The following is a 22,331-nucleotide window of genomic DNA, read 5'->3' as shown; positions in this document are numbered from 1 at the left end:
AAAGTGAATCTTAATGCAGTAACTCCTGCTGGAGAAATTCGTGTAGAGGAATTTATGGTTGGAGGAATTTATAACAACGGAGCAGGTTGGGACAATTGGTACGGATTCACATCGGATAAGGATGCTCGTGAGATGTTTCAGTATGACAAAGGATATTTCGATATTGTAAAAATATATCTTAACGATTCCAGTGACAGTAAGGAATTTGCCAAACAGTTGAATGCGGCATTGGAAGATGGAGCACTGTATGCTGAAACAGGGCAGTCAGCGTCTCTTCTGTACCCGACGATGTCGATGGCATTGAAGGGGTTGTTTAATCTATTTATCATATTCCTAATTATGGTTATAGCTATCGGAATGCGCTCTGCTATTCGTATGAATCTTTATCAACGCATGCAGGAGTTTGGCACATTACGTGCAATTGGTTACAGCCGTATACAATGTTATGGAATTATTTTTAATGAAGCATTCTTCTTATCGGTAGGTGCCCTGATCGCTGCTTTTATACCTGCATTCCTGCTTAATATGATCTTTAGCGCCAAAGGCATCTATCTTGGTCCAGGCCCGATGAGCTATTTTGGGGGCGAGTATTTGTATCCTGATATGCATATTGCAGATGTCGCCTTAGCTTTGGGGGCACTTGCCATCTTCTCGCTCATTGCCACCATGAACCCCGGACTTAATCTAGCTTATCAGTCAATTACTGATATTATGAGTAAACGTCAGCGCCCTGTTAAAGTCATGCGTACTTTGTACCGTAACGTATTTAGGAGGAGTTAAAGTGGCTATATAGTACCAGTTACTCTTGGATCAAAGATTTATCTTTCGAATAAGCGAAGACTTTTCAGGGGGGTATCAACAGCCTGCAATTATGCAGGAATTTTGCCAATATTGCGACCTGGGGGAGTGAATTCCTGCGATAATGCAGGTATTTTCTCAATATCAGCTTGATTCAGAAGAAAAGTGAGGAAAAGCCTGCATATTCGCAGGAATTTCCTCTGAGTGGGTGGTTTTGAGGGGGGAAGCCTGCATATTTGCAGGAATTTTCCTTGGAGCCACCTTGGAGCCGCCTTGCCCCCTCCTTGGCCTACCCTCGGAACAGCTACTCATCCTTCTCCGATCCCCCGACCGGACAGAATCCCGGATTTGCTGAACAGAGCAATTGGGCATATTGTGGCTGGAGCTTGGAGAGCGCGGCGAAGTAGCTGCTTATCACATGGTTGCCGCCGAAGGAGCCGTTTTGGAAGTTAAGGGTGAAGATGGTCGGGACATGGCTGTAGTAGTATCTTTTCTGGCTTTTGGGGAGCTTGTAGATGGAGGGCGGAGCATGGGTTACAACGTCAAATTCATTGGCGATGCGATGGCTGCTCGGAACGTATTTGGCAAAAGCCTTAGAAAAGGCAGGGTCACCGACACGAGGCCCCCCGTATGTGAACAGATAGGGTGAAGCAAATTCGCTGTTAGCTCCTATATCGATCGCACATAATGTCGCCAGCGCAGCGCCCAAGCTATGTCCCGTGACAAACAAGGTTTTGTCAGAAGGCAGCTTGGCCAGTGTGGACATGATCCGGCTTCGAGCGGAGTAATAAATGTCCGTGAAGCCGCGGTGCGTCAGGCAGTTCTCTTTTACATATTTGAATTTTCTCTGGGTGGCGATGATGTCGGAGATCCAATTCGTTGCCGTACTGGTGCCGCGAAAGGCTACGATAATATCATTCGCAGACTCCAAAATGAACCCGAAGGGCTCCCATTCGTTAATGATGGATTTCGCTTCGATGGTATCCCTGACCGAATAATTAGGGGGAACCACGAAGGAACCATCCGGATTCGAGAATTGTTCATAAGTTTGTCCGCAGATTGCAGCTAGAAAGATCGACCATTTCTCCAGTTCCATTTGTGATCTCACATACATCCCGCCCTTCTCCTACAATATATTAGGGTGAGCATGGAGAGATACCTATTCCCCAGATGAATTTTAAGGAATACGTGAATCGTAGATCGATCTCACTTTGTCGCAATTTTATAATAGCTAGATGGGGCTAATGCTGATAGAATGAGCTTAAATAATCATCCTGAGTAGAGTGATATTTTGAAAAGTAAGAATTATGTCGAATTCGCTGAATCCGCTTGCATTTACAACAGGGTTGTTAGAAAATAAACTAGAACAGTGCAGTGAATCAAGTGAATTCCCTTGATTGCTTCGCTCTGAGGGATGAAATATATCATACTGTTTTACACAAGGGAAGGGAGATAAAATCATGAGTCATGCTAAGCATTCCGTAGTCATCGTAGGTTATGGGGGAATGGGCAGCTATCACGGCCACCTGATCACAGAGAATGGAAGAGTAGAAGTAAAAGGTACTTATGATGTGCTGGAGGAGCGTCGCGAGGTATCGAGACAAGCGGGCTTCCCGGCTTATGATAGTTTTGAAGCGGTGTTGAACGATGCATCGGTAGAGGTGGTCTTGATCGCAACACCTAATGACGTGCACAAAGAGCTCGTTATTCAAGCCTTGAAGGCTGGCAAGCATGTCATTTGCGAGAAGCCTGTTACGATGTCTACTAGTGATTTCGAAGAGATGGTCGCTGCCGCAGATGAAGCGGGCAAGGTGTTCATGGTGCACCAGAACCGCCGCTGGGATGAGGACTACTTGATCATCAAGCAAATGTATAATGAAAGAACGATCGGCGACCTGTTCCAAATTGAATCCAGAGTGCATGGCGCGAACGGGATTCCGGGCGACTGGCGTCATATTAAGAAATATGGCGGCGGCATGCTGCTCGACTGGGGCGTTCATCTGCTCGACCAAATGGTAGATATGATCGACAGCAAGATTACTAGCGTCAAGAGTCGGCTTAGCTTTATTCTCGGCGATGAGGTCGATGACGGCTTCGAAGCTGTGCTGCAATTCGAGAATGGCGTTACAGCCAGTGTTGAAGTAGGAACGACGAATTTCATCACCTTGCCAAGATGGTATGTCAAAGGGACAGAGGGAACAGCGATTATTGAAGACTGGTCCTTGACCGGAAGAACGGTAACCCGAAATAATGAAGTCGGCAAAATAGAGCCTAAACCAATCCGTGCCGGTGTCGGATTAACCAAGACGATGGCACCTCCATCCGAAGAAGCGACGATTACGGGCACTTTGCCGGAGCCATATCACCGTCCGAGCAGCTTCTACGATAACTTCGCGGATGTGCTTGAAGGCAAAGCAGAGCCGATCGTCAAGAATAGAGAAGTATTGCGTGTATTGAATCTGATCGAGGCTATATTCAAGGCAGCAGAGACGAATGAAGTAGTCAAGGATTTCGACGTTTACGAGCCTGCTAATAAGTAATCGATATATATCATGGAAGGGAGCCTGGCGGTAATTTGTGAGATGCACAAGAGCCGTTGGGCTTTTTTCTTTGTATATAGAATGGAGGATACATAATGGGGAAGACGATCAAGGAACAGATTCTCGAATTAGCTGAGGAGGACTACCGCAAGTTCAATGCGAAGCTGATTCCGAATATCGATAATATCGTCGGGGTACGTCTGCCGGCCTTGAGGAAAATCGCGAAGCGGATCACCCGTACCGATTGGCGTGCCTATCTGGCTGAGACGGAGGACGACTATTTCGAAGAGACGATGCTCCAAGGGATGGTGATCGGCTATGCGGCGAAGGATATCGATGAAATGCTGAAATACACAGCGCAGTTTGTGCCCAAAATAAATAACTGGTCGGTATGCGACAGCTTCTGCGTCGGACTAAAGCTAACGAAATCGCATCTGGACGAGGTGTGGACGTTCCTGCAGCCTTATCTTCATTCTGACCAGGAATATGAGCTCCGCTTCGGGGTGGTCATGCTGCTTGAATACTATGTACTGGAGGAATATATCGATCGGGTGCTGCAAATTCTCGATGGAATCCGGCATGAGGGCTATTATGTCAAAATGGCCGTAGCCTGGGCGATCTCCATCTGCTTTATCAAGCTGCCGGAGCCGACGATGGCCTACTTACAGCATAGCTCGCTCGATCTTTTCACCTATAATAAGGCCCTGCAGAAAATTACCGAGTCTTATCGGATAGCCCCAGCGACCAAGCAGATCATTCGCGGCATGAAACGCAAAGCTGATTAGATAATCTCCTTACCTTAGTCAATAAAGACCCACCGCTGAAGGTTGATGGCCTACTAACGGTGGGTTTAAGTTTATAGCTTACTTATTGGATTTGAAGGTGATTTTATCCCCGTCGGGAAAACGGATTTCAAGCTCGAATTCTCGATAATTATCGGCTAATTTGAAGGCAGACATGGTACGGGCAATCGCATCCTTCTTAGCGGTCGTTTTCTCAACCTCTAACTTAGGCAGAATCGCTTCAAGCTGCTTAAGCGCCGCGGTTCCTTGCAGCTTGCTATTCGTCTGTCCCCGTTCATCCTCGATCTCTGCTTGAATCCTGCCGTGATGATTACTGAAATCCACCTCATATTGCCCTTGGGCGTAGTCAACCTCCAGCTCGAATTCGAGGAAGTTGGAGATGCTGGTGCTGTCATTCCTTTCTTAATTCATGTGACATTTATCTCAATAGACACTCTAACAAAGAACGGCAGCTCTCCCGGTTCGCAAATGTGAACAATCTTTTAACAACCCGTGCGGGTGATTACAATCCTGCGATAAGTTCATTACAATAGGGGCTGAAGTAAAGTAAATATTTGGAGGGGTATCGATGAAAAAATCTTACATAGCCGCATTTATCTATTTATTGATCGGTCTCGGCTTCGGCGTGTTCTCACGGGAATTTACGAAAATCCAGGGCTTTGATGGGTATACCGTGCTCAATGTCCTGCATACCCACGTGCTGATTCTCGGTTTTATGTTCTTCTTGATCAGTCTGATACTGTCGAAGCTCTTCTCAGTGCATCAGGTCAAGTCCTATAATGCCTGGTTCATCGTCTATAATATCGGTCTCGTGCTGACCATCGGCTCCATGACCGTGCGCGGAATCCTGCAGGTGAACGGCAATGATCTGAATGGACTGAGCCATATGGCAGGCATGGCCCATGGGATTATAGGGCTCGCTCTGATTTGGTTCATGGTGCTGTTGAATAAAGCGTTTAAGCAGCAGTAAGACTCAATTACCCGAGCAGCTCCGTTCAAGCTGTAACAGCTGCGCCTTCATATCGAGCCCACCGCGATAACCGGTTAAGGCTCCATTCTTGCCTATCACTCGATGGCAGGGGACCGTAATGAGGAGGGGATTCGCCCCGATTGCCGTGCCTACTGCACGAACTGCCGCTGGTTTATTGAGCTCACTGGCAATGTCCGAGTAAGAACAGGTCTGCCCATAAGGGATTGCGGTGAGGGCATTCCACACATTTTTCTGAAAAGCGGTCCCCTCAAGTGCGGTCGGGAGTGTGAAGCCCTGTCTTTTTCCCAGCAGGTATTCCGTTAATTCGGTTGCATAAGGGAGTAATAATGGATCATTTTGCTCAAGTTGATATTCCTTGTAATGCCTGGATACCCAGTCGGTCAGTTCCTCCAAATCCTTATTCTGAGAACCCACATAGCATAGCCCCTGAGCCGTAGCCGCCAGATAAAGGCTCCAGTCTGCCAACGTCAAGCGTGACCAATATACCGTCGTTTGTGATTTTTGCTTCATTATATATGACCTCCTAATGGGGGATGCTGCTGTTTGCGATATTGCGCCGGGGTGAGCCCGGTAAGTCTTTTGAAAAGAGTGACGAAATAAGATGTATTGGCCATTCCTACACTAGCTCCGATCTTGGATATCTCTAGCTCGGATTGGAGCAGTAGCTGCTTTGCCTTGTTCATTCGTACCTGCTGGATATACTCGACCGGGGTGAGGCCTGTGACTCTTTTGAAAGTTCGATGCAGGTGGTAGGGGCTCCCGTGGCTGGCCTCGGCGAGAACCTCCAGTGTGAGGTTCGCTCCATAATTCTGCTCGATATAATCGGTGACAAGCTGTATCCATTCATCGTCGGGCATCCGCTCGCCAGTAGGCTTGCAGCGTTTGCAGGGGCGGAAATGGTGTGCCAGTGCCTGCTCAGCCGTGTCAAATAAGCGGATATTCTCGATCTTCGGTGGTCTCGACTTGCAGGAGGGACGACAGAAGATCCCCGTTGACTTGACAGCATAGAAGAATTTTCCGTCATAAGCTGGATCGTTGTTGATTACCGCATTCCATCGTTCGCTAGTCAGCTCTATTGGATGAAAGGAGATGGCTTCGTGCTCAGTACTGGATGGTTCAGTATTTGGTAAAGTTCCTGATTCGGCTGGCTTCCTCAAGTGTATCCCCCCGGTTTTATGTCAGCTTCGTATATTAATATACTCCCAATCGATGATGAAAGCTTGATTTTAGGCTGTAATAGCAAGATAACGAAATTTCGGAAGAAAATAAAGGCCTATTCTCAACGAGAGAATAAGCTCTTTTGCTATCTTGTTTTTCAGTTTATTTTAACATGTCATATTTAACAACGGGCCATTTCTCTTTGCGGAGGGCATCCAGCAATTCGGGAGTAGCGTTCAGATTTGCCTCCACAAGCTCGCGCGGCGTAAGAGCCATCCATTGGTTCAATGAGATGTCTGCGAAGCGGTCGCTCTTGAACATTTCCAGGAACCATAGTGTTTGATCTCCGGTGTTCTGAATGTAATGCCCGAAGGCGAAGGGGACATAACCGACATCTCCTGCGCGAACATTGAAGGTACGTGCGACTCCATTCCCGGCGAATACAGTCATCCGGCCCTGGCCAGTCAGGTAATATTGCCACTCATCGTTATTTGGGTGCCAGTGCAGCTCCCGCATTGCGCCGGGCTTAATCTCGACCAATGCCGCTGCGACCGTCTTGGAAATTGGAAAGTTGGAGGAGTCGGCGATGCGAACACTCCCTCCTGGCGTCTTCAGCGGAGTTTGCGCTAGCAGCTTATGGTTGAATCGATCCGGAACGGTTCCGTAAGGGGACTTGACTTCCTGACTGGCTATCGGTCCAGGAACCTTGTCTGGGAAAATATATAGCTGCTCGTTGGGAATACCAGCGAATGCAGCCTCGGTGACGCCGAAGTTGGCGGATAGAACCTCCTTGGGCGTGTGGGCGAACCAGTCTGAAATGGATAACGTATTGAGATCCGAGAAATTCCCGTCATCGAAGACGAGCAGGAATTCACATCCATTCTCAAGCGCTTGAATGGAATGCGGGATACCGGGTGGGAAATACCACAGATCCCCTGCCTCAATATCGGCGATAAAATTCCGCCCTTCCTGATCCACCGCTGTGATTCTAGCGCTGCCCAGTAGCATATAAGCCCATTCCGCCTGCTGATGCCAGTGCAATTCCCGCACCCCTCCCGGCACCAGACTCATATTGACGCCTGCGAGTGTCTTGGCGATAGGTAGATCCCGCACCGTAATTTCCCTCGACCATCCGCCTTCGTTGAGCTGCATATGGGTGTCGGAGAAAGACATAACCAGATTGGGCAGCAGCCCGGAATCGGTGACCGGTGGCACCAGCATATCCGGATTTTCCCGGTCTCTCATCACATCCCGCGGCCCATAATCCGGCCCACCCGCACCGTCGCGGCGGATCGGTTGGGGAATGCGAGGGGGCTCGCAGTTACTCTGTTCCGAATTCGCCATGAATGAGATCCCTCCTTGAGTCTGGGCATCATTTTTGAGCCCATTCAGCATATATCTATGAGTCTGGGCTTGGATAATATTAATTCGGATTGCGGTTCAGCCTATCTCTATACCGATGAATAGATAAAGAACAAGAACGAAAACAATAACCGTTAATAGCGTGAATAACGCTCCTTTTAGTGACGACTTCAGCTGCTCAGCCTTCCATTCTTTAGACAGTTTTTTTACAGCTTCGGCTTCTTTTAAATTCTGTTCCATCATGTTCATAGGGAACGTATGATCCATTGCTATTAGCTCGGTCCTACAGTTCGCGCAATACATCAGATGCTCCTCGACCAGAGCCTTACTATCATTACTGCACACTCCATCATGATATAGCGGCAGCAGGTCTCTAATAATTTCGCAAGATAGATTCATTTTAGTGCCTCCTGTAATTGTTTTTTTGCTCTGTAAAAAATCAGCCTCGCCCAGCTATCCGTCTTTCCAAACAGTTCTCCAATCTGTGAGAAAGGCAGCTCGCCGAAAACACGCAGAGTAAAAACTTCTTTATACGGCTCGTTAAGAACATGTAACAGAACATGCAGCCGTCTGGCTGTTTCTTTATCTGAATAATCCATATCCAAATGGTTGGTTGTATCTGGCTGTTCTGGATTCATGTCCAAGGCTATACTGCGCTTTTGCTTTTTACAAAATGTAAAGTATGTGTTTTTTGCGATTTGGCAGAGCCATACATACAGTTTGCAGGAGCCATTGAATTGGTTGATATGCTGCATGGCCTTGAAGAAGGTTTCCTGTGTCACTTCCTCCGCGATCGCTTCATCCCTGCTAAGGGACAATACGTATTTATAAACATCGGAAAAATGTTCCGAGTAGATCTGACCGAAATCTGGCACTTTCTCACCTCCTATTCATAAGACTCTCGAGATCCAAAAGCGTTTCAAAATTCCCCGTTTTATTTTTGTTATGTATGATGTGTTCAACAGAAACGATGGCACTCCCTGCTCGTAGAGAGTCAGACAACGCAAAAAGGGAGAGAAATGATAGAAATTTCTCTCCCTGAGAGGACCCGTATTGTTGGCCCTTACGGTATGATTTTGCCGCCTGCTTTATAGATGCTGTACCATTCTTCTCTAGTGAGCGGAATGTCGGAGCCTTGGCAGGAATCGATCAGCCTTTGTGCATTTGTCGTTCCGAGCACGACCTGCATATTGGCAGGATGGCGTGTGATCCAGGCGACCGCGATGGTGGTATTGGTGACACCGTACTTCTCGGCCAGCTTATCGATAATTTGATTGAGCTCCGCATAATTCTCCAGATCGCCAAGGAAAGGCCCGTTGAAGAAGCCCTTCTGGAATGGGGACCAGGCCTGAATTGTAATGTCCTTCAGACGACAGTATTCCAGAACACCGCTATCACGGTTTACGGATTGATCGACATCCATATTGAAGGCGATGGACGAATCGATCATCGGAGTGTGCGTAATGCTGAGCTGTAACTGGTTAGCTATTATTTTATGGGAAGTATATTTTTGCAGTAGCTCGATTTGGTTCGGGGTCTGGTTGGATACGCCAAAATAGCGAACCTTGCCGCTGCGGTGCAGTTGATCGAACGCTTCAGCAATTTCCTCGGGCTCCATTAAGGTATCGGGACGATGGAGCAGCAGCACGTCCAGATATTCTGTCTTCAGGCGCTTCAGTATTCCATCCGTTGCTTCAATAATATGTTCCTTGGAGAAATCGAAATAACCGGGACGGATACCGCATTTGCTCTGCAGGATCATTTGTTCCCGGATTTCAGGATTCATCTGGATCGCTTCCGCAAAATGGGATTCGCACTCTCCGTAGGAAGGTCCGTAGATATCCGCATGATCGAAGAAGTTGATCTCATGGTCCAGCGCAGTGCGGATCAGCTTCTCGGCCTCGGACAAGGATAGCTGCTTCAGGCGCATATTGCCCATGACTATATTTGACGCTTTCAAATCTGTACCAGCGATGTTAATGTACTTCATGCTTTACATTCTCCCTTCATATTCTCTACAATAATAGAATAAAGCCTAGAGTGAACTCTATGTCAAATCGCGTGTAATAAAAGGAGAGATCAGGTTGGGTTATACTATATCACAAGTTGCCGAGAAGACGAGCCTGTCCGTATACACGATCAGATATTATGATAAAGAAGGGCTGCTGCCTTTTGTAGACCGTGAGAAGGGTAAGCGGGTGTTCCACGATCAGGATATAGAATGGATTGACTTGATTTGCTGTCTGAAAAATACAGGCATGCCGATCAAGGATATCCGCACCTTCATCCAGTATTGCACGGATAATGATGCCGTTGTGGATAAGGGGCTGGAGATTCTGATTCAGCATAAGCATAATGTAGAGCAGCAGATCAGAGACACCCAGCGCAGCCTGGAGACGATTGAATACAAGATCAATCATCTGCCGCAAATGTATAAAGAGAAGTTCTCGACGCATCATTAGATCATAATAAAGCCCTCATTTCTCTTCCTACACAGAGAGATGAGGGCTTTTGTTATGGTTCGGGGGGAAGGTATTATTGACGCAAAGTTTTCAGAGCACCGCTCCAAGCGAGAACTTGGTCAAGCATCCCATTCAGGTTAGTCAGGTGGAGATCAGCCGGCTTGAACACCGAGAAGTTCTCGAAATCTGTGAACAAGGACAATGCCGCATGAACACGAACGTCGGCAACGGACAATTCGCCAAGGATTCCACGCAGATGCTCAGCAGCACGAGCGCCGCCAACAGAGCCGTAGCTTACGATACCAGCCGCTTTATCAAACCACGCTTCACGAGCATAGTCGAGGGCGTTCTTCAGTGCCGCCGAGATGCTGTGATTATATTCTTGAACGATGAAGACGAATCCGTCCAGGCTGTTCAGCTTGTTGTTCCAAGCCGCTGCTTGCTCCGACGCATCAGCTTCACCCAGCAATGGCAGCTTAAAGTCAGCGATATCTACGATTTCATAGTTCGCGTCTCCGCGTTCGTCAGCGATTTTCTTCACCCATTCACCAACCTGCGGGCTTAGACGGCCATCACGTGTACTTCCTAGAATAATACCGATGTTCAACTTGGACATAGTAAATCCTCCTCAAAAATATTAATTTAGTAAAAAACTTTCGTTAAGAATAAGAACATTCTGTGGATCGGCCGGAGACCGGATCGACTTACTTAATAGCTTCCACAGAGTATGTTTTCATCCTTAATGAACAAATGATTTCATGGTGTTTTTTAATCACGATATGAATATAACACACTGTATTTACTTAATCAAGTACCTAACTAAATGTTAGTTAAGAAATTTTTGAAACAGTAATCAATATTAAGATATTGAGCAGGAGAGGCGTAATGGGAGATTCCATCCGTGATTCTGATCTAGGCAAAAAGAAAAAATTCAATGATGAATCCACGGGTTAATCCTCATGTCGCTCACAATGTTAATCTAACGAAACACCATAACGTTATTTGCTCCAAAACAAGCTTGGCTCGAATCTAAGGAAACACCATATCGCTAATTGTGCAAAAAACGGGCTTTAGGCGGCTATTTGAGTGGAGTAACGCTCCAACAGTTTCGTTACATTTTCGAAGGGCTCTTTTGGGCGCGAATAGCGTTACCACGTTTCGCTAGAGCTCGGTGCAAAGTCCGCGTTTCTCCAAAGCTGCAAATATGCAGGAATTTCGCAAGTATCACGTTCGATATTGGTAAATTCCTGCGATAATGCATCCTTTTTCTAAGTTTCGGTCCGGTTTCGCGGAAAAGGTTAGAAAAACCTGCATATTTGCAGGAATTTCCCCAGAACAGGTGAGTTCCGGTCGTAAAGCCTGCATATTTGCAGGAATTTTCTCGGAATGGGTAACTTTGGCGAACCTCCCGTATATTTGCAGTTCTTGAGTTTGTACGGAAGGGAGAGTAGACAAATTATAGCTGCTGCCCCCAGCGGTACCCCAATATTTCCTCCACATCGGCAATTTGCAGGATAAGCAGAGAAATGTCGGCCCCCGGGTAACGTTCGGCGACTTGAGGGAGCGCTATGCCGATCTGCTGCGGGGAGTCTTTGCCGACCACGAGATCCTCGAGCAAAATCGAGGCCCCGATCAGGTCGCCGAATTGCTCGGCTTCAAATGGTTCGAACGGGCCGGATAACGGTAGATAGAGCGTCTTACTCCAGTCCAATTCCCCAGGTTCAGGCCGGATAATGAGCTGGAAGGGATGCATGCCTTCGGATATGAAATCACAATATACAGCTAACCGCATTGCTTAAATCCCTCCTTGTCCTCCATGACCGCCGCTGATTTGACGTTCCAATTGGCTCAGCATCCGCTTGGTCTCCGGGGACCAGGAAGGGGCTGCCTGCTTCCGATCTGCTTCGCGGGTCGCCGCGATCAGAGTGCCGTATAGGACTCGGCGCTGTACCTGATCCAGTCTTCGCTCGGCAAGCTCCGGCGTTACCTGGAATTGTTCTGCTATAAAGGGAATCGCCTCACAGTGCTGATCTGGAATGCTAAGTCTCGATAGCATATAGAAAGGGACGGCAGCATAGAGGACAAATTGCTCGGCTTCCGTCTCCTGTGCATGCTTGAAAAGATGAGGCATGACCCGCTGATCCCCGGCATGGCGCAGCACATGGCATAGCTCATGGAAGAAGATAAGTCGGGCATTGAGCTCCTGCGTCTGCTTATTCAGAAAAATCACTTTATCCTCGTTATCGGAGAAGGAGGGACAAGCCTCGTAGATCAGCTCCACGCCAAAGGCCTGGGCGATATGATCGATATCTAGCTGCTCTGGAGCCATAATCCCATGACTCATATATTCCGTGCTGATCCATTGCTCCAGAGGAGTTTCCTGGTAATAGGAGAATAACATAAATCCACCTCGAATAAGAATGTATGTTCGCTATGTATTGAAAATAATAGCCCTTCTACGGTAAGGGCTGGATTAAGCTTCCATGATTAAAGATTCTTCGTCAGAGACCAAGAATCCTCTATATTATTTTGATTCGGCATCCTCTTTATCTGTTTGGTCTGTATGCAGCAGCTTCTTCTTCTGTTCACGGTACGCCTTCAGAGCTGCTTCCATCATGGCAATTTCATCATCGGTATAACTTTCCGGACCACCATAAAAAGACATATTGGTGGCTGCTTCCTTCATAGGCGCAGGGTCCTGGGTCCGGCCTAGCAGATAGTCCCCACTGGTGTCCAGCGCATCGACAATTTGGCGCAGCGACTCCGGATCAGGCTTGCGGTCATTCGTCTCATAACGCGACAATTGGACGACCGTGAGCCCGGCTTTGGCGGCCAGGTCCTTTTGGGTAAGTTGCTTTAATTCTCTGAGATATTTAATACGATCACCAAGGGTTTGCATAATGACTCCTCTTTCACCGTTTAGACTATTATAGCATAAGGTTGCCAAAATGGTAAGGTATATTTGCAGAATTACATAGATTGACATTACCGAAATGGTAATATATAATCGAGATATAGTTACCGAATCGGTAAAAATGACTGAAGAAGGGGCTGAGCTGTTGCAAGTATAAAGTGATAGTTGAGAAAGAGTTCGAATAGTAGCCTTTTATAAGTTACCAAAATGGCATTAGCTTTTCAAGTGATCTCATTATTATATATAGCTGTGAATCTTGGGAGGGATTGAAGTGGCGAAGCGAAACACGAATATTTATCTGACTGTATTTGATAATCTGCCCATTCATCAGGCTGCGACCAGAGCGGCTGTCGAACAGCGCCTGGAAGAGGTGCGACATTACCGGCAGGTCGGCTTTATCCGCCGTGAAGCAGGGATAACGGCCAGTTACGAGCCAAGGTATCACGGGAATACCAATCAGATCAACAAGCCGTCGGAGCATCTGGCCATCTCGAATGTGGATCGGGAGGCGGAACTGATTCGCAAATCTGAGCTGCTGGACAAGGCGATGGACAGTTTATCGGTGGTGCAGCGTGAGGTTATTGAACGGAGCTATCTGAGCCGCGAGGCAGAATATGATTTCATCAACTGTGGTGAGATGGGGATCAGCGATAGAACCTATCGACGGATCAAGGCGAGCGCGCTTCGCATTCTGGCGGTGGCGATGAAGCTGGAAGTATATGAAGATGAGGTGCCCGGGAGGGTAAAAGAATATACTGAGCGGAGAAATACGAAGCATGTCGTCGGCTGAAATGCCGACTTTTTTCATGATTTCATAAATAATAAAACAGGAACATATGTCCGCATTTTGTCCGCTGAATGTCCGCTGACTAGCTTTATAGCATGTTAAATTGGTATTGAGCCATACCACCCTTATAAACAGGAGAGTCGCTGAAGCATATTTCAGCGGCTCTTCTCTATTTATAAGGAGAACATTGAAAAAGGAGATTTATGTGATGAAAAAAGTATTGTACGTTCCGCTTGATGACCGTCCTGTGAATCTGGATGATGTGGTCAAGCAAGGTCAATCGGCAGGTCTGCATTTGATTACACCCCATGAGGCCGACATTCGGAATCGCCTCGATTCTGTAGCGGATGCTTCAGGGGATCAGCTTCTCAGCACCTCTTCCCCGGTCTTCGGGAATACAGCGAAGATTCGTCAGTTCATTCTGGACCATGCGGCGGCGGTCGACGGCTTCATTATTTCGACGGATATGCTGGCGTATGGTGGACTGATTGGCAGCAGGCGATTACGGGCGGATGGAGGAGGAGCCTATCCGAACTATGACGCTACTACTATTCAGCTACTCGATGTCATTCGTAAAATCAAACAGGACTATCCCCGCAAGCCGATCTATGTACTGGATACGATTATGCGCCTGGCTACAACGACCTATACCGAGGGGCTTACTTATGATACCTATGTGGAATCCCGCAGCTTCATGGGCCAGCCACGCAAAGCGTATACGACCTTCGACGATATTCTGAATGGTTATAACACATCAGATGATGACACACAGTACGGGGATACCACTGAGTTTGATAAGACAGCCTACTACAACACCCGGCAGCATAAATTCAAAACGAATTATTACGTGCTGGATCGGCTGGTGCGCCAGGGGTATATCGATTTTCTGGCTATTGGCGTCGATGATGCCAAGACAGAAGGGGTGCAAATTAATGAAATCCGCTTTGTGGAGAACTACATTAACCAATCACTTGGAGGCTGTGAGGGACAGAATCCGGATCGAGCAGTTATTTTACCTGATGCAGACGGTCTTGGTCATTCCCTGGTGGCTCGTATGGCCCATCAATTGCATCGGAGAAGGACCAGAACTAAATTTGCGGTTCGATATTATGGCCCTCATGGTTCTACGATTATTAACCCTTATGAATATATGAGTGTACATGATAATATCCTGCGACATATTGATATCATCGGCGGTCAATATGTAGCTCATTGCCCGGATATCGAAATTATTGCCATCACGAGCTCTGCTGAAGTGACCAGTGCGATGAACCAGATTAATACGAATGGAGCCCATGGCATTGCGACGGTAGTCGTTGATTTTGTGGGGCAAGGGGCTGCGAATGCCGCCGTAACGGAAGCTTTGCTGGAAAGCCCATACACAGGCCGACTCTTGGGATATAGTGGCTGGAATACAGCCGGGAATAAAATCGGAATTTCGCTAGGGATGGGCGAGGCGCGTTACTCATTCCTGGTCTCGGAGACAAGGAAGAAGGCGCTTGGAGCAGCTGTCAATGCCCACGGATCACTGCTCTTCAAGCGCTTCTTGAAGGATTACTTCTATAAAGCGGTGGCCATTGGCGAAATTCGGACTTACTCCCGCAGCCACGGCAAATACAGCAATCTTCCGCAGGGGTTTACGGATCAGAACATGCTGTTGTTCAACCCGCCGGAGGATTATGAGTATATGCGCGGTGTACTTCGCGATCGGATGCAGACTCATGTAGCGACACTGGGAGGCAAGCCAGCCTTCTTGATCGGCAGTCCAGATTGCGCCAGGAATATCAAGCAAATCCGCGGAGCTTCAGGGAGTCTGGCGGGTTATAGCAGCGTTGTCCTTCCCTATGAAAATCCAGACTTTTTATGGGGGCGCGCTTTTGAAATTACGTTGAATCCTGAGGTCACTTTGCATTAATCCCACTCAAAAAAACCTCCTATCCTTCTTGACGGTGGGTAGGAGGTCCACATTCTAAACCCCGGAAACAGGAATCTCATCTTTTTTGAAGACCACACTATCGATTTTCCAGAGCCCATCGATATTGACTAGCTGAGCCTGTCGAGTCATCGTCACCAAATTCCCATGTTCGTTCCTTCCTATATCAATCGCTTGTGAGAATCGCCCTGTTGTCATGCTTGTGTAGAAGGCTGGGGAGGTAAGATCCTTAAATTCGTACTTATTCTGCAGCCCCTTATCCTTAATGATCAAATTAATGAATTTATCCGTGAAGTAGGGCTGGAAATACTCGCGAACCTGCTTCATGGTCGAAATATCATTAGCCTCGTTCAATTTATCGGCCAGCTGCTGTAACCGGATCATCGTGGCTTTTTGCGCGGCAGAGGGGGGTTCCACTTTCATACTTATCACAATCTCTTTATCTTCTAAGGCAATCGCTGCTTGCTTGAGCTTCTGATCCCAATTCACGTCTGCCCCGAGGGTCTGACTGACAAAACGCAGCGGCACATAAGTCGTTCCCCCATGATCCAGTTGCGCCGGAACATCGAGCATGACCTCGGCTTCATTAACTTGAACCTGATTGGAATTCACTCTTAATTGTATGGTGGTGTCATCTTTGATAATGGTAATCAGCTGGTCCTGACTTTCCCATTCTACCCGAGCGCCTAAATGCTGGGATACATCGCGTAGAGGAATGAGCACCCGATTATTTTGCAGCTTCCCATTGTCCAGTTTCACAGCGGCAAAACTCGCAAAGCTGGAGGTCGAAATGGCGGAGATCGCCAGTAGGGCCGAAGCAAGTATGGATAAGATCATTTTTTTCAGCATATGTACCTCCAAAGTCATAGAATGAATAGCCGTCTATATTATAGACGTGATGAACAGCAAAAGGGTTTCTAGTCATTTTGTCCTGTACCAAATTAACTAAATCTCAGTAGAATGCAAAATACGAACATATGTCCGCTTATTGTCCTCTGCATGACCGTTCATTTCCTTTTAGGCGTGTTAAATTTGTATTGTGAGAATCAGGCGGACGGGCCATGAAGCCCGATTCGCCGATAGAACGAGAGAAGTCGCTGAGCTAATTGCAGCGGCTTTTCTTATTTGGGAGGGTAGCGAATGCCAATCAGCAGAAATAACAAAAATCCGCCCGCAGCGCCTCTCACCGAGACGGAGTGGAAGCAGCCCGAGCTGTGCATCAGCTGTATATGGGGGCGGCTCGAAGGCACGAAGCAATTTTGCAGCCTGCCGCGGTGTGTGGTGGAGGATAAAGGGATGAAGGGAGCGAGTGCATGATTGAGGTAAGCCTCGATACGATTCAGACCGGAGTCATCCGGTCGCTAGCTGAACGTTTCCCGAAGATCCCGGTGTACAGCGGGAGGATCGCGAAGGCCGAAGGGCCTTATTTTTATGCCGAATTGTTAAAAACATCTCAGGAGCAGGAGCTAAATCTGCGCTATCACCGGGTTTGTTCATTTCAAGTGCAGTACGTGACCAGGGCTGAGCCTGAAAGTCTCGATATGTCAGTGCTTGACGTGGCGGAGCAGCTCTACGAATTATTTCGAGAGCTCGATATCGACGGTGCCAGATATACAGGGACGCAGATGAGGCATGAGGTCCGGAATGGGATATTGCATTTTGACTTTAGCTTTCATTTCCTGGTCTGGCTCCCGCCGGTGGATGAATCCAAAATGAGAACGCTCAAGGAGGAGGGGATTCTGAAAGATGGAAGCAAACAAGAAAACTAAGCAGGTGAAGGATCTGGATGCAGCAGCGGATATGTCAGCTGAGGCACAGACGGAGGATCAAGTGCGTTCGGAGGTCAGGTACTCGAAGGCACAGTTTCTGGCTTCGCAATTTTATCCCGGCGTGCTGAAGGATATTCTGGCGGTCGTGCTGGAGGATGGAGAGCGTTACACGAAGCTGGAAGCAGAAGCGAGAATCAATCAATTTAAACATAGAGGAGTGAAGTAAAATGGCGGGTGGAACATTTACAGTTCAGAACAAGGTAAGACCTGGCGTTTATATTAATTTCAAATCGGAGGCAAAATCGATCGGCGCTCTTGGAGAACGCGGGATCGTTGCTTTTCCGGCACCCCTTTCATGGGGGAAAAGCGGGATTACCGTCTTGCATAGCGAGATCTTCCTGGAGCAGTGCTTGCCATCACTTGGCTTCCGACCAACCGATGCAAGGATTCGCCATATTACGGCGGCGATGGCCCATGCCAGCAAAATTCTGATTTATCGTCTTGGGGCAGACAGTGCCGTTAAGGCGACGGCTAAGCTGGGGAGCCTGACAGCAACAGCGAAGTATGGCGGTACGCGCGGGAATGATCTGCAGATCGTCATTCAGTCCAGTCTGGACTATGAAGGCTTCTTCGAGGTGAAGACGCTGCTCGATGGTGAGAAGGTGGATGTGCAGACCGTTGAAACGGCCGAGAAGCTGTTGGCGAATGAGTTCGTCGAGTTCGCGGGAAGCGGCGCATTGACGGAGACCGCAGGAACTTCTCTGGCAGGCGGAGCGAACGGCAGCGGAGGTGCGGGTGAATATTCCGATGCACTGGCTGCGTTTGAGGCAGAAGATTTCAATGTTCTCGGTATTCCAGTGGACGATAGTGCTGTGAAGCAGCTGGCGGTCGCTTATACGAAGCGTCTGCGCGAGCAGGAAGGCAAGAAGTTCCAGACGATCGTTCATAACTACCCTGGAGCCGATTATGAAGGCGTCATTAGTCTCAAGAACGGCATCGTTACTGCTGATGGCTTGACGGTAGAGCCTACCTACCTGCTATGGGAAATCGCGGCGATGGAAGCGGCGGCCAATGTGAATGAGTCGCTGACCTATACGACGATCCCGAATGCGGTTGATGTAGCGCCGAAATTTACAAATTCCGAGATCGTACAAGCCTTGAACAAGGGTGAGATGGTACTCAGTGTGGTTAATGGGCATGTAGTCATCGAACAGGACATTAACACCTTGACTTCCTTTACAGCCGATAAGGATAAGAAGTTCAGCAAGAACCGGGTGCTGCGTGTTCTCGATTCGATGGCGAAGGATATTCAATATATCTTTAGCCAGAACTATGTTGGCAAGACGGATAACAATGCGGACGGACGCAATCTGTTGAAGGGTGAGGTTATCAGTTATCTGGATAACTTGCAGGGAATCGGAGCGATTCAGAATTTCGATTCGCAGAGTGATATCGAGGTGCTGCCGGGTCAGGATGTAGATGCAGTCTGGATTCAGCTTGCGGTTCAGCCAGTCGATAGTGCAGAGAAAATTTACATGAGCATTTCAGTTCAATAAGGAGGGACAGACCATGGCATTTTTCAATAAACAAGATGCAATTAGCGGTAAACACGGGAAGGCGTTCGTCATTATCGACGGGCGGAATGAGGAGCTCTTCTATGCGAAGACGATCGAAGCGACGATCGAGAAGAATAAGGTTGACGTTCCTGTTCTAGGCAAGACGAATACTCCGCAGCGCTCTGCGGGTTGGAAGGGCAGCGGCACATTAACCATTTACTATGTATCCTCGGTATTCCGCCAATTGATGCGCGATTATATTCGTACAGGCAAGGATTTCTGGTTCGACCTGCAGATTGTGAATGAGCAGCCGGGCAGCTCGACGGGCAAACAGACCGTTATTCTGCAGAATTGTAATCTCGACAGCGTCATTGCGGCCAAGCTTGATGCGACCAGCGACGACATGCTGGATGAGGAACTACCGTTCACCTTTGAGGACTATGACATTCTCGATGCGTTCAATACTATTCAAGGAATTTAAGGAGGAGCAGCATGAGTAATTTAAGTGTATTTTTTGCCCAGAATGTAGTGTCGGAGATTACAGAGGACGTTATCATTTCGGATCGGTTCAAGAATGAAGCCGGCAAGCCGGTGCCATGGAAGCTGCGTAGTATGACGGAGGATGAGAATGAGGCGATCCGGAAGTCCTCCCAGCGCAAAATCAAGGAAAAGGGCATCGTCACCCTGGACACGAACTCGGATGAATATTTGGCCAAGCTCGTCGTGGCCAGCGTTGTGTTTCCTGATCTTAAGGATGCTGATCTGCAGAAATCCTATGGCGTGCTCGGTGCCGATCAATTGCTGCGCAAAATGCTGCTGCCAGGAGAGTATGCGACTCTCCTGCAGAAGGTACAGGAGATTAATGGCTTCGACAGAGATGTCAATGACCTCGCTGAAGAAGTAAAAAACTAATTAAAGAGGGCGACGGTGAGGCGAACTACGCCTACTACGCCCTCCACAAGCTTCGCATTATGCCCTGGGACTTCGTCGAGCTGGAACCGCGCAAGAAGGCCGCGCTGATCGCCATGATCCAGGTGCGGATTCAGGCGGAGAAGAAAGCGGGAAAGAGATGAGTTTATTGGATCTAAGCACTCTCTTAGGAGGGTGCTTTTACTATTTTGGAAGGGAGGTAGAATTCCATTGGCGACGATGACGAATGCCCTTGCTCTATTCGACTCTGCTGCTAACATGCGCAAGCCGGTATTTGATGCTCCGAGCCCTTTTTCGCTGCCTGTAGTTTATGAACCTGAAGTGACAGTGATAAATCCGGGCGAGGCTCTTACCTCAAGGCTGGAAAAACCGCCAATCATCATTGACGCAGAAATTATTCCAGTGGAGGATGAGTTTAAGGAGAATATCGAGGCTAGCGCCAAAGCGCAAGACAAATTAGGTGAGAAAACTAAAAAGAATCTTGAAGATATAGTCAAGGCATTCAAAATAGCGAAAGCTGCTGTAAAAAGTATAAGTTCAGCGATGGATTTTAGTGATGCTTATGTAAATACATTCGCTCGCCTTGATATGATTAATGATCATCTTCAGACGACGCAGAAGTTGCAGGATAAAGTATTTGCTTCGGCCCAGCGCTCACGGGGAAATTACATGGAAGCGGCGGCGGAGGTCAGTCAGCTCGGTCAAATGGCTCCAGATGCATTCAATAATAATGATGAAATGATAGCCTTTCATGAATTAGCGCAGCAGTCCATACGTATGGGCGGAGGCGATCAGAAGTCCGGCATGAACAACCTTACGAAAATGATGGCTGCGGGAAGTTTCAGCGGTGGCGACTTCAGCTCGATGGTGGAGTATGCCCCTATGCTAGCACAGGCGGTATCCGATTATACCGGAAAGTCGCGGGAGGAACTGGTCAATCTGTCATCCAGCGGTGTACTATCCTCCGATGTTATTAAAAACGCAATGTTCGCGGCATCTGATCAGATCAATGAGAAGTTCTCTGAGTTTCCGCAGACATTCGGTGATCATTTCAATAGCATCAAAAACACGGCAATCCGCGGTCTGGATCCTATTATCCAGAAACTGAGTGAACTGTTGAATAGCCCGGGAGTAAGCTCTTTCTTCAGCGGGTTAGAAACAGGGCTAAGTGTGGTTATGGGGCTAATCAATATGCTGATTGACGGTGCAATCTGGTTGGGACAAGTGGCTCAGACCCATTGGCCTATCATGGAACAGACATTGACTACATTAGCTGCGCTGATTCCATTGTTAATTGTACAGCTCTGGGGGATGGTTTCTCCGATCCTGACCGCAGTAGGGGCTTGGATGATGGCAAATTGGCAGATTCTTCTAGTAGCTGCTATAATCGGTCTCCTTGTTGCTGCTATGATCCATTTTGGAATTTCTGCAGAGGAAGTGATCGGGGCAGTCGTAGGCGCTTTTTTCGCATTGTATGCGATTGTTTACAATATCATTGTAGGAATTATCAATGCGGTTGTTCAATTTGCTGAGTCTACAGTAAATTTATTCTTTGAAGCTATTTATTACGTCAAGAAGCTGATCTATGATTTGGCCATATTCTTCATTGACCATTTCTATAATATGTTACTGTCTGTTGAAGAGTTTGCTGGTGGCTTTATGACGACAATTTTATCAGCTATCAACGGAGCCTTGAAAGGCTTCAATTGGTTCGTTGATGGTGTGAATAACATATTCGGGACAAGTTTTAAAACGGCTGAGTTGTTTGACGAGAATAATATCCATGCCCTTAGCGATAAAGTGAACAGCATAAGAAATTCGCTGGAAGAGCCTGTAAAAACGGAGGTTGATTTCGGTCATATTGCGTATAAAGATGTAGGTGAAAATTATGATAAGGGCAAAAGTATCGGAATTAACGGTACAAGAAAAATGATGGATGGGGCAAATAAATTTAAGAACTCTCTCACTGATAAGTTCAAAAATCCGACGGATGGCTTAGATATTTCATCTAGTCCTTATAAACCAGCTTCTCAGATTCCAGGCGCTGCTTCTTCTATGATCCCCGGACTAAACTCCATCCCCAATGTTGGAAAAGTCGATAAAGTAGGGCAGATCGAGAATTCGGTAGACATTAGCAGTGAAGATTTGAAAATGATGCGGGAGCTGGCCGAAATGAAGTCGATTCAGAACTTCGTCTCTCTAACGCCGACGGTTCAGGTAACGACAGGCCCAGTGAACAATGGAGCGGATATCGATACGATCGTGGCTCGTATAGAACAGACTCTGGAAGAGGAAATCGCTGCTTCCGCTGCGGGGGTGTATGGATAA

27 protein-coding genes are annotated in these 22,331 nt (G+C 47.6%); 14 read left to right on the top strand and 13 right to left on the bottom strand.

Annotation, left to right across the window (positions count from 1 at the left end):
- A partial coding sequence (locus tag BFJ94_RS11905; RefSeq protein WP_120462870.1) for an ABC transporter permease occupies nucleotides 1-780 on the top strand: 780 nt, incomplete at its 5' end.
- 322 nt (nucleotides 781-1,102) lie between these two features.
- Here the strand turns inward: BFJ94_RS11905 and BFJ94_RS11900 are convergent.
- Complete coding sequence (locus tag BFJ94_RS11900) at nucleotides 1,103-1,912, bottom strand: lipase family protein (RefSeq protein WP_229717153.1); 810 nt, start codon at nucleotides 1,910-1,912, stop codon at nucleotides 1,103-1,105.
- Nucleotides 1,913-2,258: 346 nt separating this feature from the next.
- On the opposite strand from BFJ94_RS11900, the gene BFJ94_RS11895 reads away from it, so the two are divergent.
- Nucleotides 2,259-3,338, top strand: a complete 1,080-nt coding sequence (locus BFJ94_RS11895) for a Gfo/Idh/MocA family protein (RefSeq protein ID WP_120462869.1) — start codon at nucleotides 2,259-2,261, stop codon at nucleotides 3,336-3,338.
- Nucleotides 3,339-3,433: 95 nt separating this feature from the next.
- Nucleotides 3,434-4,123, top strand: a complete 690-nt coding sequence (locus BFJ94_RS11890; protein ID WP_120462868.1) for a DNA alkylation repair protein — start codon at nucleotides 3,434-3,436, stop codon at nucleotides 4,121-4,123.
- A gap of 78 nt (nucleotides 4,124-4,201) precedes the next feature.
- Here BFJ94_RS11890 and BFJ94_RS11885 read toward each other — a convergent pair whose 3' ends face one another.
- Nucleotides 4,202-4,498 (bottom strand): YusW family protein, encoded by a 297-nt coding sequence (locus BFJ94_RS11885; RefSeq protein ID WP_268238243.1) that lies wholly within the window; start codon nucleotides 4,496-4,498, stop codon nucleotides 4,202-4,204.
- 211 nt (nucleotides 4,499-4,709) lie between these two features.
- Between BFJ94_RS11885 and BFJ94_RS11880 the strand changes: the two genes are divergently transcribed.
- Nucleotides 4,710-5,111, top strand: coding sequence for a DUF2871 domain-containing protein (locus tag BFJ94_RS11880; protein ID WP_120462866.1), 402 nt, complete (start codon nucleotides 4,710-4,712; stop codon nucleotides 5,109-5,111).
- A gap of 3 nt (nucleotides 5,112-5,114) precedes the next feature.
- On the opposite strand, the gene BFJ94_RS11875 is transcribed toward BFJ94_RS11880, so the two are convergent.
- From BFJ94_RS11875 to BFJ94_RS11850, 6 genes are all read right to left on the bottom strand, one after another.
- Nucleotides 5,115-5,642 (bottom strand): methylated-DNA--[protein]-cysteine S-methyltransferase, encoded by a 528-nt coding sequence (locus BFJ94_RS11875; RefSeq protein WP_120462865.1) that lies wholly within the window; start codon nucleotides 5,640-5,642, stop codon nucleotides 5,115-5,117.
- Nucleotides 5,642-6,223, bottom strand: a complete 582-nt coding sequence (locus BFJ94_RS11870) for a bifunctional transcriptional activator/DNA repair enzyme AdaA (RefSeq protein ID WP_120465206.1) — start codon at nucleotides 6,221-6,223, stop codon at nucleotides 5,642-5,644. The genes BFJ94_RS11875 and BFJ94_RS11870 overlap by 1 nt, the downstream gene beginning before the upstream one ends.
- Before the next feature lie 229 nt (nucleotides 6,224-6,452).
- Nucleotides 6,453-7,634: an oxalate decarboxylase family bicupin gene (locus BFJ94_RS11865; protein ID WP_120462864.1), complete on the bottom strand. Its 1,182-nt coding sequence runs from the start codon at nucleotides 7,632-7,634 to the stop codon at nucleotides 6,453-6,455.
- 96 nt (nucleotides 7,635-7,730) lie between these two features.
- A complete protein-coding gene (locus BFJ94_RS11860; protein ID WP_120462863.1) occupies nucleotides 7,731-8,051 on the bottom strand; it encodes a zf-HC2 domain-containing protein in 321 nt (106 codons plus the stop codon).
- On the bottom strand, nucleotides 8,048-8,527 hold the full coding sequence (locus BFJ94_RS11855) for an RNA polymerase sigma factor (RefSeq protein ID WP_120462862.1): 480 nt from the start codon (nucleotides 8,525-8,527) through the stop codon (nucleotides 8,048-8,050). The genes BFJ94_RS11860 and BFJ94_RS11855 overlap by 4 nt, the downstream gene beginning before the upstream one ends.
- Before the next feature lie 188 nt (nucleotides 8,528-8,715).
- Nucleotides 8,716-9,642: an aldo/keto reductase gene (locus BFJ94_RS11850; RefSeq protein WP_120462861.1), complete on the bottom strand. Its 927-nt coding sequence runs from the start codon at nucleotides 9,640-9,642 to the stop codon at nucleotides 8,716-8,718.
- A gap of 94 nt (nucleotides 9,643-9,736) precedes the next feature.
- Between BFJ94_RS11850 and BFJ94_RS11845 the strand changes: the two genes are divergently transcribed.
- Entirely contained in the window at nucleotides 9,737-10,114 is a 378-nt protein-coding gene (locus BFJ94_RS11845) for a MerR family transcriptional regulator (protein ID WP_120462860.1), read from the top strand.
- A gap of 73 nt (nucleotides 10,115-10,187) precedes the next feature.
- Here the strand turns inward: BFJ94_RS11845 and BFJ94_RS11840 are convergent, their stop codons facing one another.
- The 4 genes from BFJ94_RS11840 to BFJ94_RS11825 all read right to left on the bottom strand — a co-directional run bounded on the left by BFJ94_RS11840 (nucleotide 10,188) and on the right by BFJ94_RS11825 (nucleotide 13,013).
- Nucleotides 10,188-10,730: an NADPH-dependent FMN reductase gene (locus BFJ94_RS11840; protein ID WP_120462859.1), complete on the bottom strand. Its 543-nt coding sequence runs from the start codon at nucleotides 10,728-10,730 to the stop codon at nucleotides 10,188-10,190.
- Between the two features lie 840 nt (nucleotides 10,731-11,570).
- Nucleotides 11,571-11,906, bottom strand: a complete 336-nt coding sequence (locus BFJ94_RS11835; protein WP_120462858.1) for a hypothetical protein — start codon at nucleotides 11,904-11,906, stop codon at nucleotides 11,571-11,573.
- A gap of 3 nt (nucleotides 11,907-11,909) precedes the next feature.
- The gene (locus tag BFJ94_RS11830) at nucleotides 11,910-12,515 is read right to left on the bottom strand and encodes an ImmA/IrrE family metallo-endopeptidase (RefSeq protein ID WP_120462857.1); all 606 of its coding nucleotides are present in this window, start codon (nucleotides 12,513-12,515) and stop codon (nucleotides 11,910-11,912) included.
- Nucleotides 12,516-12,638: 123 nt separating this feature from the next.
- A complete protein-coding gene (locus BFJ94_RS11825; protein WP_120462856.1) occupies nucleotides 12,639-13,013 on the bottom strand; it encodes a helix-turn-helix domain-containing protein in 375 nt (124 codons plus the stop codon).
- A gap of 286 nt (nucleotides 13,014-13,299) precedes the next feature.
- Here BFJ94_RS11825 and BFJ94_RS11820 point away from each other — a divergent pair, with 286 nt between their 5' ends.
- Together BFJ94_RS11820 and BFJ94_RS11815 are read left to right on the top strand one after the other, a co-directional pair.
- On the top strand, nucleotides 13,300-13,818 hold the full coding sequence (locus BFJ94_RS11820) for an ArpU family phage packaging/lysis transcriptional regulator (protein WP_120462855.1): 519 nt from the start codon (nucleotides 13,300-13,302) through the stop codon (nucleotides 13,816-13,818).
- 205 nt (nucleotides 13,819-14,023) lie between these two features.
- Nucleotides 14,024-15,730: a DUF4127 family protein gene (locus BFJ94_RS11815; protein WP_120462854.1), complete on the top strand. Its 1,707-nt coding sequence runs from the start codon at nucleotides 14,024-14,026 to the stop codon at nucleotides 15,728-15,730.
- A gap of 54 nt (nucleotides 15,731-15,784) precedes the next feature.
- Here BFJ94_RS11815 and BFJ94_RS11810 read toward each other — a convergent pair whose 3' ends face one another.
- Complete coding sequence (locus BFJ94_RS11810) at nucleotides 15,785-16,597, bottom strand: copper amine oxidase N-terminal domain-containing protein (protein WP_162944250.1); 813 nt, start codon at nucleotides 16,595-16,597, stop codon at nucleotides 15,785-15,787.
- A gap of 291 nt (nucleotides 16,598-16,888) precedes the next feature.
- Between BFJ94_RS11810 and BFJ94_RS25395 the strand changes: the two genes are divergently transcribed.
- From BFJ94_RS25395 to BFJ94_RS11780, 7 genes are all read left to right on the top strand, one after another.
- Nucleotides 16,889-17,065 (top strand): hypothetical protein, encoded by a 177-nt coding sequence (locus BFJ94_RS25395; RefSeq protein ID WP_162944249.1) that lies wholly within the window; start codon nucleotides 16,889-16,891, stop codon nucleotides 17,063-17,065.
- Complete coding sequence (locus BFJ94_RS11805; RefSeq protein ID WP_120462852.1) at nucleotides 17,062-17,517, top strand: phage tail terminator family protein; 456 nt, start codon at nucleotides 17,062-17,064, stop codon at nucleotides 17,515-17,517. Before BFJ94_RS25395 ends, BFJ94_RS11805 begins: the two co-directional genes overlap by 4 nt.
- On the top strand, nucleotides 17,495-17,743 hold the full coding sequence (locus BFJ94_RS11800; RefSeq protein WP_229717155.1) for a hypothetical protein: 249 nt from the start codon (nucleotides 17,495-17,497) through the stop codon (nucleotides 17,741-17,743). Before BFJ94_RS11805 ends, BFJ94_RS11800 begins: the two co-directional genes overlap by 23 nt.
- Before the next feature lies 1 nt (nucleotide 17,744).
- Nucleotides 17,745-19,073: a phage tail sheath family protein gene (locus tag BFJ94_RS11795; RefSeq protein ID WP_120462851.1), complete on the top strand. Its 1,329-nt coding sequence runs from the start codon at nucleotides 17,745-17,747 to the stop codon at nucleotides 19,071-19,073.
- A gap of 13 nt (nucleotides 19,074-19,086) precedes the next feature.
- Nucleotides 19,087-19,554, top strand: coding sequence for a phage tail tube protein (locus BFJ94_RS11790; protein WP_120462850.1), 468 nt, complete (start codon nucleotides 19,087-19,089; stop codon nucleotides 19,552-19,554).
- An 11-nt stretch (nucleotides 19,555-19,565) separates the two neighbouring features.
- Nucleotides 19,566-19,985, top strand: a complete 420-nt coding sequence (locus tag BFJ94_RS11785) for a phage tail assembly chaperone (RefSeq protein ID WP_120462849.1) — start codon at nucleotides 19,566-19,568, stop codon at nucleotides 19,983-19,985.
- A 237-nt stretch (nucleotides 19,986-20,222) separates the two neighbouring features.
- A complete protein-coding gene (locus BFJ94_RS11780) occupies nucleotides 20,223-22,331 on the top strand; it encodes a tape measure protein (protein WP_229717156.1) in 2,109 nt (702 codons plus the stop codon).

Origin of the sequence: Paenibacillus aceti (assembly GCF_003614185.1) — a bacterium.
Taxonomy (GTDB): Bacteria; Bacillota; Bacilli; order Paenibacillales; family Paenibacillaceae; genus Fontibacillus; species Fontibacillus aceti.
The sequence above is the reverse complement of the archived record's forward strand: the minus strand, read 5'-3'. Positions and strand labels throughout refer to the sequence as shown.